This is a genomic window from Kutzneria viridogrisea DSM 43870 (genome assembly GCF_000525635.1).
Taxonomy (GTDB): domain Bacteria; phylum Actinomycetota; class Actinomycetes; order Mycobacteriales; family Pseudonocardiaceae; genus Kutzneria; species Kutzneria viridogrisea.
The window spans coordinates 6,106,635-6,119,503 of sequence record NZ_CP007155.1; the positions used below are offsets into that span (position 1 = coordinate 6,106,635).

The window sequence follows — 12,869 nt, forward strand, 5'->3', positions numbered from 1 at the left end:
GACGAGTGCCACTCACGATCACCGACAGCAGGACCAAGGTCCCATGGTCGCCCGCGCGAGGTTCCTCCCAGACTGAAAGGAGTAGCTCCACCACGCGAGGAGGCTCCGAGTGCTGCAGGCAAGCCAAAGCCCGCGCGCAGACAGCGCCCGCCGCACCACCGTCCCGGAACGGATCGCGGAGTGGGCGGCCCGCCGCTCGGCGGCGGTCGCCGTGGTGGACGAGCACACCTCCGTCACCTACGGCGAACTCCAGCAACGGGTGGACGCCCTGGCCGACCGGCTGCGCCAACTCGGGGTCCGGCAGGACGAGCGGGTCGCGGTGTACCTGGAGCGCTCGGTGGACTGCGTGCTCGCCGCGGCGGCCGTGCTGGCGGCCGGCGCCGCGTACCTGATGCTCGACGTCCGGCAGCCCACCGCCTGGACCCGTCTGCTGCTCGACGACAGCGCGGCCCGGGTGGTGATCACCCGTCCCGAACTGTGGGCCACCACGGGGGTGGAGGGGTTGTCGCCAGTGGACGTGACGGCCGCGCAGCGCCCGCTGCTGATCGGCACACCGGCACGGCCTTCCGAGCCCGTGCCGGACGATGCCGTGGCCTACCTCAACTACACCTCCGGCTCCTCCGGTGCGCCCAAGGGCGTGCTGGTCGAACACGCCGGACTGGCCAATCTCGTGGACTGGTACCTCGATCGGCATCAGGTGGGTCCCGAGGACCACCTCACCCAGCTGGCCCGCCCCTCGTTCGACGCCTTCGCGTTGGAGGTCTGGCCCTGCCTGGCCGCCGGGGCCACGCTGCACGTCGTGGGGTCTGCCCTGCTGACCGCCCCGGCCGAGCTGCGCGACTGGCTGTGCCGATCCGGGATCACCACCACCTTCGTGCCCACGCCGCTGGCCGAGCAGTTGCTGGAGCTGCCGTGGCCGGACCACGGCTGCCTGCGGGACATGCTGGTCGGCGGCGATCGGCTCACCGGCTACCCCGACGCGGCGCTGCCCTTCCGGCTGCACAACAACTACGGGCCGACCGAGTGCACGGTGGTGGCCACGTGTTGCGAGGTGCCCCCCGGTGGTCCGCCGGACGAACCGCCGCCGATCGGTGCGCCGATACCCGGCGTACTCGCCTACGTGCTGGACGAACGGCGTCGCCCAGTCGCAGACGGCGAGCCGGGCGAGCTGCACCTCGGTGGTGTCGGCGTGGCCCGGGGATACCTGGGCTCTCCCGAGCACAACCAGTTCTGGGCCGACCCGTTCCGCACGGAACCGGCAGCGCGGGCCTACGCCACCGGCGACCTGGTGCGGCGGGCGCCGGACGGGCAACTGCACTTCCTCGGCCGGGTCGACGACCAGGTGCAGGTCCGGGGAATCCGGGTGGACCCCGGCGAGGTCGAGCCGGTGCTGCAGTCGCACCCCACTGTCCGACGCGCGGTCGTCATCGGTCGGGACCGGCAACTGCTCGCCTACGTCACCGCTCGCGACGGCTCGGTGGACCCGGTGGCACTGCGCCGTTTCCTCCAGGCGCGGTTGCCCGACTACATGGTTCCGGCGATGGTGGTGCCGACCGAACAGCTGCCGATGACCGAGCACGGCAAGGTGGATCGGCGGGCTCTGGCCCAGCTGCCGCTGCGTCAACCGGGGGCCGAACCGGCGCCGGAACCCGTTGACGAGGTGGAACGCGCGCTGACCGAGGCCTGGCTGGAGGTCCTCGGCGCCACCGAGGTGAACCCGCACGACAACTTCTTCGAGATCGGCGGGGACTCGCTGCGGGTCAGCCGGCTGGTCGGCCGGTCGCGGCACCGGGGGCTCGTCCTGCGCCCCGACGACGTCTACGCCCACCCCGTGCTCAGGGACCTCGCGGCCGCGCTGCGGGAACAACGTCGAACGGCGGTGCCCCGATGACCAAGCACGTCACCTTCGTCGAGCTTTCGGTCTACGACAACACAGTCCCGCTGGTGTCCGGCTACCTCCAGGCCTACGCGATGCAGGACCCCGTCATCGCGGCGTCGGTGGACTTCCGGTTCTACTCCCGCAGCCTGCGCCAGGACCCCGAGCAGATCCTCGCCGAACTGCTGGACCTGGACAGCGACGTCTACGCGTTCAGCTGCTACATCTGGAACACCGGGCTGATCCGGCGGCTGCTGGCCGGACTCCTGGCCGAACGGCCCGACGCCTGGTTCCTGCTCGGCGGGGCGCAGGTGATGAACCACGGCGCGGACTACATCCCGGCCGGCGCCAACAACGTCGTGGTGTGCAACGGCGAGGGCGAGCAGCCCTGCTACGAGTTCCTGCGGCAGATGCTCGTCGACGAGCCGGACCTCGCCGAGGTCTCGGGCGTGACCTTCCGGACCGGCCACGGCGAGCTGGTGACCACCGACAAACCGCCCCGGCTGCGCACCCTCGACGACGTGCCGTCCCCGTTCGCCGCCGGGCTGTTCGACGGCCAGGACTACACGTTCACCGTGCTGGAGACCAACCGCGGCTGCCCGTTCCACTGCGGATTCTGCTTCTGGGGCGCGGCGACCAACTCCAAGGTCTACAAGTTCGACGAGGACCGCGTGCGCGGGGACATCCGGTGGATCGCCGAGCACGGCGTGGCCAGCGTCTTCATCGCCGACGCCAACTGGGGGCTGTCGCCGAGGGACGTGGAGCTGAGCAAGCACATCGTGAGCTGCCAGGAGGAGTTCGGCTTCCCCACCTCGATGGTGCTGGCCGCCGCGAAGAACCGGCCGGAGCGGGTGGCCGAGATCACCGAGATCCTGGTGCGCGGCGGCCTGGTCACCAGCCAGCCCATCTCGCTGCAGACGGTGAACACCGACACGCTGCGGCTGATCGACCGGGAGAACATCCGGGAGGCCACCTACACCGAGTTGCAGCGCAGCCTGAACGAGAAGCGGATCAGCTCCTTCATCGAGATGATCTGGCCGCTGCCCGGCGAGACGCTGGAGACCTTCAAGGCCGGGATCGCCCGGCTGTGCCGGCTGGAGGCGGACACGCTCACCGTCTACCCGCAGCTGCTGCTGCACAACACCGCGCTGTACGAGCAGCGGGAGACGATGGGCATCGAGGTGGAGCGGGCGCCGGATCCCGTGGCGGAGGCCGACGTGGTGGTGGCGACCCGGTGGGTGGACCGGGCCGAGTGCGAGCAGGGCACCTGGTTCTACTACCTGGTGCAGAGCCTCTACAACGCCCGCGGCGCCTACCACCTCGCCGGCTACCTGGACCGCAGCGGCCTTCAGTCCTATGAGGACTTCTTCACCGCGGCGACGAGCTTCTGGCAGCGGGCGGACAACGAGCTGTGCCGCTTCGTCGCGGACTCGGTGGCCACCGCCGACAACTACGACCTGCTCAACATCGGCAAGGCGGCGCACCTCGTGCTGCACTCGCACCGGCACGCCTTCGACGCGCTGCTGCTGGACTTCGCCCGTTCCCAGCCGTGGTGGTCCGACGCCGGCGCCCGCTGTGCCACCGACCTGGACCTGGTCGCCCGGCCCTACATCTACCGCGAGCCAGTGCAGGCACCCGGCGTCGAGTTGACCGAGGCGCGGCTGCTGGAGGTCGAGGACACCAGGATCGTGGTGTCGCTGCCCGAGGCGTTGGCACAGCTGCCGGTGGATCTGCGGCTGGTGTCCGAGCCCACGACCGGGCTGTGCTTCGAGCACCCGCGCGACGGCAAGATGCCGGTCCCCCGCCACCACACCATCGAGCAGAACGCCAGCTACTGCCACGTGATGATCCAGCGGCTGCGCACCCTGCTGCCGACCTGTCAGCCGATGGGGCTGAGCACACTGTGATGGCACGGGACATCTTCACCGACGACCACCGCGCGTTCCGGGAGATCGTCCGGGAGTTCATCGCCCGCGAGCTCACGCCCAACCTGCCCAAGTGGGAGGAGGCCGGCGTCGTCGACCGGGACGTCTGGCTGGCGGCGGGGCGCCAGGGCCTGCTGGCGCCGGAGATCGACATCGAGTACGGCGGCGGCGGGGTCCGAGACTACCGCTACCACGTGGTGCGGGGCGAGGAGATGGCCAGGGCCGGCACGCTGAGCCCGGCCTTCAACCTGCACTGCGAGATCGTCGGCGGCTACCTGGACGGTCTGGGCACGCCGGAACAGAAACGCCGCTGGCTGCCGGGTTTCTGCTCCGGCGAGCTGATCGCCACCATCGCCATCACCGAGCCGGACACCGGCAGCGACATCGCGGCGATCACCACCACCGCGCACCGGGAGGGCGACGGCCACTACCGGCTGCGGGGCCGCAAGGCCTTCGTCACCCACGGGCTGCTGGCCGGGCTGGTCCTGGTGGTCGCGCTCGACCCGGCGGCCGGCCCCCGGTCGGCCAGCCTGCTCGTGCTGGAGCCGCCGCTGCCGGGGCTGACCGTGGGCAAGCCGCTGTCCAAGATCGGCCTGCACTCGCTGGACACCGTGGAGATGACCTTCGACGACGTGCTCGTGCCCCGGGCGAACCTGCTGGGCGAGGCCGGCGCGGGCTTCCGCTACCTGATGCGGAACCTGCCCCGCGAACGCCTGTCGGTGGCGGTCACCTCGCTCGCGCTGGCCGAGCAGGTGCTGGCCGAGACCATGCGGTACTGCGGCATGCGGTCCGCGTTCGGCCGGCCGATCGGCCAGTTCCAGCACAACCGGTTCCAGCTGGCCGAGATGGCCACCGCGGTCCAGGTGGCCCGCGTCTTCACCGACCGGTGCGTGGTGGAGCACGACCGGGGCGAGTTGACCTCGGAGCAGGCCGCGATGGCGAAGTGGTGGAACACCGACCTGTGCGCCGACGTCGTGAACCGCTGCCTGCAGCTGCACGGCGGCTACGGGTACAGCGCCGACTCCCTGGTCGGCCGGGCCTACGTGCAGGCCAGGGTGCAGAGCATCTACGGGGGCACCACCGAGATCATGAAGGAGATCATCGGTCAGTCCCTTCCGCTGTGACCACAGGGGGATAGACGTGAGAAACCTCGACGAGGCCGCCGTCCGGGAGCTGCTCCCGATGAGCGCGGCGATCCCGGTGATGCGCGAGGCGCTGTGCTCGTTCAGTGCCGGCCGGGTGCACCAGCCGATGCGCACCATGGTTCCCGGGGCCGGCGGCGACGTGCTCGCCGTGATGCCGGCCTTCGTCTCGTTCGGCGGTGAGCGCGGCATGTTCGGGTTGAAGGCGATCGCCGTCAAGCCCGACAACCCGGCTCGCGGCCTCGACCCGCATCCAGGGCTCGTGCTCGTGCTCGACCCCGACACCGCGGCGCCGGTCGCGGCGGTCGACGGCACCAGCCTGACCGCGATCCGCACGGCCGCGGTGTCCGCGGTCGCCACCGACGCGCTCGCCCGTCCCGACGCCGGTGTTCTGGCGCTGCTCGGGTCCGGGACGCAGGCTCGGGCCCATCTGACGGCCCTCGCGCTGGTGCGGGAACTGCGGGAGGTTCGGGTGTGGAGCCGCAACCCGGATCACGCCCGTGCCATGGTGGAGTCGGCCGTCGGGCTTCCGGTGGTGCGGGCCGACTCGGTGGCCGAGGCCGTCGCCGGCGCGGACCTGATCTGCACCACCACGTCGAGCCCGACGCCGCTGCTGGAGGCCGGCATGGTGGCGGCGGGCACGCACGTCAACGCGGTCGGCGCGGTGTTCCCTGACTGCCGTGAGCTGGCGGGAGACCTGGTGAGGCGAGCCGGCGTGTTCGTGGACAGCCGCGAGTCGGCCCTCGTCGAGGCCGGGGATCTGTTGTCGGCCATGAGGGAAGGCCACTTCGAGGCGTCGGACATCCGGGCCGAGATCGGTGAAGTGCTGCTGGGCAAGCATCCTGGCCGCGACAACGACGACGAGGTGACGGTGTTCGAGTCGCTGGGCCTCGCGGTCGAGGACATCCTGGCCGCCAGGTACGTGTACGAACGCGCCGTCGGCCTAGTGTCGTGCGCCGGAAATCCGCCACATAAGTCTAGTCTGGGTTGATGGCGCGGATTGGACGTCCTCCTGCTGAGGTGACGTTGACCGAGCAGGAGCGGGTAACGCTGGAACGGTGGGCGCGGCGGGCGAAGTCGTCGCAGGTGCTGGCACAGCGGTGCAGGATTGTGCTGGCGTGCGCGGACGGCCTGCCAGGCAAGCAGATCGCCGAGGATCTTCGGGTTCACCCGTCGACGGTGACCAAGTGGCGCAGGCGATTTCTCCAGCATCGGCTGGAGGGCCTGGTCGATGAGGAACGGCCGGGCCGTCCGCCGTCGATCACGGTGGACCAGGTCGAAGAGGTGATCGTGGCGACTCTGGAGGAGACCCCGCGCAACGCCACACACTGGTCTCGGGCGTCGATGGCGGAGAAGTCCGGGCTGAGCAAGTCGACCATCGGCCGGATCTGGCGCGATTTCGGGCTCAAACCCCACCGTGCCGAGACCTTCAAGCTCTCGACCGATCCATTGTTCGTGGAGAAGGTCGTCGATGTCGTTGGCCTGTACCACAATCCGCCCGAGCGGGCGGTGGTGCTGTGCGTGGACGAGAAGAGTCAGATCCAGGCACTGGACCGCTCCCAGCCGGTGCTGCCGATGATGCCGGGTATGCCTGAGCGGCGCACACATGACTACGCCCGCAATGGCATCACCAGCCTGTTCGCCGCGTTCGACGTCGCCGATGGCACGGTGATCGCCGAGTTGCATCGTCAGCACCGGGCCGCCGAGTTCAAGAAGTTCCTCATCACGATCGACAAGACGGTCCCGGCGGAGCTGGCCGTCCACCTGGTCTGTGACAACTACGGCACTCACAAGACCCCGGCGATCAAGGCCTGGCTGGCCAAGCACCCCAGGTTCCGCATGCACTTCACCCCGACCGGATCATCGTGGATCAACCAGGTCGAACGCTGGTTCGGCTTTCTCAGCGACCAGAAGATCACCCGAGGTACCCACCGCAGCGTCCAAGCGCTGGAGAAGGACATCCGCGTCTGGATCGCTGACTGGAACACCCATCCACGGCCGTTCATCTGGACCAAGACCGCCGAAGAGATCCTCGAGTCACTCGCCCGATTTTGTAGGCGGATTTCCGGCGCAGGACACTAGGCTGACGGCGCGTTCGGGTGGGCCGGTGCGGGCGGTCGCCTGGTGGTCACAACACCTCGACGCACGCGTCAGGTCCACCAGAGCAGCTCACCGCGGTCGTTCACCCCGGTGAAGCAGGTCAGCAGCAACCGCCTCCGGTGCTGGCCAGCGGGTTCGCCACCCAGCACCGCGTGCACGAGATTCCCGTTGACGAAACAGAGATCGCCGGTTTCAACGGGGATGACCGTGGATGGCACGTCGGTCAGCAGCTCGGCCGGATAGGGGAACCCGCTGTACCGCAGCCCCAACTGGTCCCGCGACGCCTCGTCCGGCTCGACGTTCCACACCTTGAGCTGCCCGGTCCCGGCAATCACCTGCGGGTAGACGTTGACCGCCAGCACCCGTCGCAGCCGCTGGATCTCGAACCCGGCCTGGAGCGGATCGCCGAGCTGCGCCAGGTCGTCGTGCGGTTGCAGCAGGAACTCGCCTTCCTGGTTCCAGCACACGGCTTTCGAGTCCCCGGCCGGCATGCCGTGGTGCCGGGCCACTCGGGCCGCCGACACGACACCGTGGGCCGTCAGCGAGGAGCGAAAATCGGCAATAGGGTTGACGGCGTCCCGGTAGAGGTCACGCACCGCGCCCGCCGACTGTTCCACCGAAGCCAGGTACTCCTCGGTGGTCTTGTCGATGTGCGACGCGCCGACGAGGTAGCCCTCGACCCCGCCGACTCCGTCGCCGTAGCGCGGCGTGCGGGACATCGCGGGCGACCAGAAGTTCGCGGCGATACGCTCACAGTCCGATGTGGACAGATATGAGCGGACCCGGTAGGCGGCGAGTTCGCCACGCAGCACCCGTGACACGGCGTCGAAGTCGACGACCCGGGTGGTTTGGTGAACCTGGAATGCGTTGTCCAGCAACGACTTGCCGACAATCCGTGGCGCAGTACCGTCAATTGTCACGAACGTCCCCCCTCGTCCGGGCGTGGTGCAACAGCGGCCGGCGAGCGTGCAGGAAACCCAGCATGGCCGGCAACGGGCTGATGATCCGGGGCTGTGCGTCCAGTCGGGCCTGATGCCGCCGCCGCACGGCCGGCAGTTGCGACCAGTGCGCGCCCGGGTTCAGGTGGTGCTCCTGGTGGTAGCCGTCGTTGAACGCGAGCCGGTTGTACAACCGCCCGTAGTAGCTGACCGAGTCGGCGGCCCGGTTGTCCGGGTCGGCGCCGTAGTGCCGGTAGTAGTTCTGCACGTTCACCATGGCCAGCGCGAGGAAATAGGCCGGCAGGTAGCAGAACAGGGTCCACTGCCAGCAGATCGCCGTGAGCGCGGCCAGCGACAGCCAGCGCACCACGCGGTCGATCCTGATCTGGCGAAGTTCCCGGCTGCGCCGGGGTTCCCGACGCCAGGCCAACGAGATCAGCACCCGCTCACCGGTATCGGCCTTGCCCAGCCCCACGAGGAGCAGCAACTCACGGCCGCGGTCGCGCAGTGACTGCAAGGCCCCGCCGACCGCATAGCGCAGCAGCGGCGCGTGTTCCCCGTTCTCGCCGTCCCGGTAGGTGGAGGACAGGTCCCTCGTGGTGCCGGTGTCCCCCGGGGCGTCGTTGTTGTACCGGTGGTGGTTGCGCACGTGCATCAGCTCGTAGGCCTGCACGGACTGTCCGATGTTGGCCGAGTTCAGCGCCGACACCGCCGCGTTCAGCCGGGCGGAGACGAACCACGGCACGTGGGTGAACAGGTGCGACACGACGATGATGTTGTACGCGGTCATCCCGGCGAGCACGGCGACCTGCGCCACCCGACCCACCAGGCCGGCCTGCTCCCAGGTTGCCGCGCACCAGAACAGAGCCGCGAAGTGGACGAGGCTGTAGGCCAGCAACAGGCCGTCCCACGGCGAGACCCTCCAGACGCGCATGGCACCGCCTCAGAAGTAGGACTCCAGGGCGCCGCTGCGTCGCACGTCCAGCGTGGCGCAGTGGAAGGAGCCACCGAAGCTGTTGAAGTTGCGGAAGTCGCAGAGGATCGGGGTGAACCCGAACTCCTTCATGGCGGCGATCATCGGCTCGTCCTGCCGCTCCACCACCACCCGCTGCTCGTCGAGCACCAGCAGGTTCATGTTGATCCACTTGCTGGTCAGGTACAGCGGGTGCGAGTCGGGGATCACCGGCTCCGGTGCGGCCAGCACGTCCCAGTCCCGGAACTGGCGGGGTACCTCGGGCACCCGCTCGGCGTTGATCAGCAGCTTGCCCGGCGCCAGCGGGACCAGGGTGGCGTCGATGTGCATCGGGTGCGCGTCGGCGAACTCGATCACGTGCACCCGGTAGTCCTCCCCCAGTTGCCGACGCAGCCACTCGATGCCGAAGTCGTTGGTGACGTTGCTGCGCTGGGCGAAGATGTCCCGTCCACAGCGGACGAAGTCGGCAGCGTCGAAGGTGGGCTCGAACTCGGTCACCACCAGTCGAACCGGATCGGATTCGACCCAGTCCTGGTCGAACTGCTCGTCGGTCAGCTCCGGCTTGGGCGCGGCCGTCCACCGGGCGCCGCCGTGGAAGTACTCCTTGAGCAGCGGCCGGTAGGCCAGCGTCTCGTAGTAGCGGGAGCGCCAGGCCATCGGGCACTCGATGATCTGGTCGCCGACCACCAGCAGCGAGTCCCTCGGCATCGCCGCGTACATCCCGGTGCTGGTCCAGTCGAGCGTCCGGTACGGCCGGTCCTGCGGGATGGGCTCGGGCCGGCGCACGGTCACGCCTTCGCACTCCAGGATGTGCGCGAACTCGTCGAGCTCAGCGGCCGCGGCCGCGACCTGCTCCGCCGGGAACGGCTGCCCGGCCATCCGGCGGAATCTCTCGTGCTGGTCGGCCGGCAATACCGGGGGAAGAGCGAGGTGCCAGCCCGGAAAACAGGCCCCGTCGACGACGCCGACGATCACCTCCTCCAACGGATCCCACTCCGTGTACGAACGCACGGGGCTCGCCGATGCGGCTGGGTGGGGCAACGGTTCCTCCTCGCCGTGGGTGGCAGTTCCCGGTTGAGCGGTGGACTCGCGAACCCGAGCCGCTCAACCAGTGTGGTCCGGAGTTTGGCGCGGGGACCATGGGACCTTGGTCCCGCAGACCATCCGGGGCGGGTACGGGAGGCTCACATGCATGCACCCGTCCCATCCTGTCCGAAATGGCTGGTCCAGCTCGATGGCTTCGGCGCGAGCGGTCGCGCTACCAGGAAACCGCTGAATTCACGGCCACGCAGTGCGTGAATGGAGACTGAACCATGGATTCCCTGCTCCAGCGGCGCTACCTGGACGATGTCGTCGAAACCGACACCGTCTACTTCGAGGCAGGTGCCGAATCATTACAAGGCAACGGTTTCACACTCGTCCGAACTCCTGGTCTCGAGCACCTCGCCGCAGGCTGTCTGGCCATCCGCGTCGATCTCTCCGCCGCAGAGGAGAGTGCGCGTCGATGGCGGCTCGAATTCGAAGATGCCGTTCGAATCGGGGGTGGGCACCGCTATCGACTCTACCTGACCGACCGATCGCCTGCCCTCGAGACCGAACTGCTCACCCACGGATATGTGCGGCGTTTCGAGTCGATACTCGTTCGCGACCCGGAATGCGCACCACAAGGGAGTACCCGAGTACGGCTACGGGAGATCACGTCGGCATCGAACTGGGCCGAAAAGGTGCGTATCGACAGCGAATCCACTCATGCTCCCGACGGCCACCATGTCGATGTACGGTCATGGGCGGAATACGAGCACGGAAAATGGAAAAGTGGCATCCTCCGCTACTTCATGATCGACGGCGCGAATGAGACGTACGGAACGGTGGGAATCATGCATTCGGCCACAATGATTCGAGTCAAGAACCTGCTCCTCCACCCCAGTTGGCGAGGGATGGGAATCGCTACCGAAGTTGCACTGGCCGCCCATGCCACCGCCTGTGCGACAGGGGTACCCGCCAGCCTTTTCGCGGCCACCGGAGGCGTCGCCGAACGCGCGTACCGGCGGGCCGGCTTCCGAAAGATAGGAGTCGTCACCGAATTCATTTGCGAACCAGGCAGACGGAACTTCGATGAAGCTCCCCACAACTGACCGAAATTCCTACCAGTCCCCTCCGGTTGGAGTATCACATTTGGCGTAGACAGCCGACCGGCATGCTTGGATTACATAGAGCAGCACTGGGTAACCATGAGGCCAAGGAGTCTTCAAGTCGCCATGGCCGAGGAGGCTAATCCGTAGCATCATCGTTGCCAGCAATCGACCCGCTGGTTTGAACAATTGTGTTGTGGCGCAATGCTTCGACGTTGACCGTTCTTGCGGACCCATTCATCGGGCGGCCGACGATTGGCGGAGCAGTTTCTTGTCGGGCTTGCCGGCGTCGGTGAGCGGGAGTTGCTCGACCACGTGGACCTGGTGCGGCGCGTACATGGCGCCCCGTTCGGCAGTGACGAAGGCACGCACCTGTTCCCGTGTGACGCTGTGTCCCCGTACCGCCACGATGGTGGCGTGCACCTGTTCCACCGCGTCCGCATCAGGTACCCCGTACACCGCGGCCTGGGCGATCGCCGGGTGCCGCACCAACAACTCCTCCAACTCCGCTGGGTACACGTGCCCACCAACCACGATCACCATGTCCTTGATCCGGTCACACAGGTGCAGGTAGCCCCGCTCGTCGAGGTAGCCGACATCCCCGGTGCGCACCTCGCCGGCGCGCCACACCTGCGCGGTCAGTTCCGGGTTGCGCCAGTACCCCGTCGCAGCCGCCCTCGTCGACCGCACGCAGATCTCCCCCGGCTGCCCGGTGGGCAACTCGTTGCCATCCTGGTCACAGATCCTCACCCGCGTTCCGGGGATCGGGCGTCCAACGGTGGCCAGCAGTTCCGTATCCAGGTGCTCCTGGGCGGACAGTTCGCAGATCACGCCAGCCTCGCTCTGGGAGTACACCTGCACGAGCACGGGACCGAACAGCTCGACGGCCCGCGCGATCCTGGTCGACGACGCGGGACAGCCGCCGTAGCTGATCGAGCGCAGGCTGGACAGGTCGTGGTCGCCGAACCTCGGGTGGTCGATGATCTGATACAGCAACGGTGGGAGCAGAGCCAGGTCGGTCACCCGATAGGCGGCCACGTCGGCGAGCACCTTCGCGGGATCGAAACCTCGGTGCAGCACCAGTCGACCCCCCAGGCTGAGCACCATTTCCGCCGACAAGCCACCGGCGTGCGCCAACGTCGTGCACAGCAGCAGCACCATGTCCGTGTCGACGACCGTGCTCACGAGGTCGACGATGCTTGCCTGAGTCGCATAGCTGAACACGACTCCCTTGGGGTTGCCGGTGGTGCCGCCGGTGTGCCGGACGTAGCACACGTCATCGGCGTCCACTTCGCTCGGGCGGACCGGATCGCTGGAAGCCTTGTCCGCCAACGTGAGCAAGTCCTCGCCGACTCCCGCTGGGCCGAGGCTGAGCACCGTGGCCACCGGCACCCGTTCGAGCAGTTCGGCCGCCCGCTCGGCCAGCGCGGCGTCCACCACGAGCACATCGGTGTCCACGTCGGCGACGATGGCTGCCTGCGCGGCCGCCGCCAGTCCGTTGTAGAGGAACGCGATCCGTGCGCCGAGCAGGTTCGCCGCCCACTTGACGGCCACGATTTCGATCCGGTTGTCGGACAACAGGGTCACGCTCGATCCTCGCCGCGCCCCCTTGGCCGCCAACACGTGCGCGAACCTGTGGACCAGCGCCAGCAACTCACCACGGCGGATCACGCTCCCGTCGGGTTGGTGGCAGGCGATCCGCTCGGGCCGCCGACCGAGCAAGTCCAAAACCCTGTGCATGTAGTTGGCGCTCACCACTCGATCCTCGCAGCCCACGGCAGCT

The 12,869-nt window shown here is 68.3% G+C and carries 10 protein-coding genes and 1 pseudogene; 7 read left to right on the top strand and 4 right to left on the bottom strand.

From position 1 onward, the window contains the following. Positions 1-109: 109 nt before the first annotated feature. The 5 genes from KALB_RS27095 to KALB_RS27115 are packed head-to-tail and all read left to right on the top strand — an operon-like array spanning position 110 to position 7,025. Positions 110-1,891, top strand: a complete 1,782-nt coding sequence (locus KALB_RS27095) for a non-ribosomal peptide synthetase (RefSeq protein WP_025358823.1) — start codon at positions 110-112, stop codon at positions 1,889-1,891. Then, entirely contained in the window at positions 1,888-3,783 is a 1,896-nt protein-coding gene (locus tag KALB_RS27100) for a B12-binding domain-containing radical SAM protein (RefSeq protein ID WP_025358824.1), read from the top strand. The genes KALB_RS27095 and KALB_RS27100 overlap by 4 nt, the downstream gene beginning before the upstream one ends. Further along, positions 3,783-4,925, top strand: a complete 1,143-nt coding sequence (locus KALB_RS27105; RefSeq protein WP_025358825.1) for an acyl-CoA dehydrogenase family protein — start codon at positions 3,783-3,785, stop codon at positions 4,923-4,925. The genes KALB_RS27100 and KALB_RS27105 overlap by 1 nt, the downstream gene beginning before the upstream one ends. A gap of 16 nt (positions 4,926-4,941) precedes the next feature. Beyond that, entirely contained in the window at positions 4,942-5,934 is a 993-nt protein-coding gene (locus KALB_RS27110; protein ID WP_052360488.1) for an ornithine cyclodeaminase family protein, read from the top strand. After that, entirely contained in the window at positions 5,934-7,025 is a 1,092-nt protein-coding gene (locus KALB_RS27115; RefSeq protein WP_025353938.1) for an IS630 family transposase, read from the top strand. Before KALB_RS27110 ends, KALB_RS27115 begins: the two co-directional genes overlap by 1 nt. Positions 7,026-7,093: 68 nt before the next feature. Here the strand turns inward: KALB_RS27115 and KALB_RS27120 are convergent, their stop codons facing one another. From KALB_RS27120 to KALB_RS27130, 3 genes are read right to left on the bottom strand one after another with little or no spacing between them, the layout of a single operon-like run. Beyond that, positions 7,094-7,921, bottom strand: a complete 828-nt coding sequence (locus KALB_RS27120; protein WP_236650033.1) for a hypothetical protein — start codon at positions 7,919-7,921, stop codon at positions 7,094-7,096. A gap of 31 nt (positions 7,922-7,952) precedes the next feature. After that, entirely contained in the window at positions 7,953-8,915 is a 963-nt protein-coding gene (locus KALB_RS27125) for a fatty acid desaturase family protein (protein ID WP_025358828.1), read from the bottom strand. A gap of 9 nt (positions 8,916-8,924) precedes the next feature. After that, positions 8,925-9,833 carry an amidinotransferase gene (locus KALB_RS27130; RefSeq protein ID WP_236650034.1) on the bottom strand — a complete coding sequence of 303 codons (909 nt, stop codon included), beginning with the start codon at positions 9,831-9,833 and terminating at the stop codon, positions 8,925-8,927. Between the two features lie 434 nt (positions 9,834-10,267). Between KALB_RS27130 and KALB_RS46930 the strand changes: the two genes are divergently transcribed. Then, positions 10,268-11,089, top strand: coding sequence for a GNAT family N-acetyltransferase (locus KALB_RS46930; RefSeq protein ID WP_148309679.1), 822 nt, complete (start codon positions 10,268-10,270; stop codon positions 11,087-11,089). Positions 11,090-11,101: 12 nt separating this feature from the next. After that, a pseudogene (locus KALB_RS45725) lies at positions 11,102-11,236 on the top strand (MbtH family NRPS accessory protein); the annotation flags it as partial. An 87-nt stretch (positions 11,237-11,323) separates the two neighbouring features. Here the strand turns inward: KALB_RS45725 and KALB_RS27140 are convergent. Next, on the bottom strand, positions 11,324-12,841 hold the full coding sequence (locus KALB_RS27140; RefSeq protein ID WP_025358831.1) for an AMP-binding protein: 1,518 nt from the start codon (positions 12,839-12,841) through the stop codon (positions 11,324-11,326). Positions 12,842-12,869 lie beyond the last annotated feature (28 nt).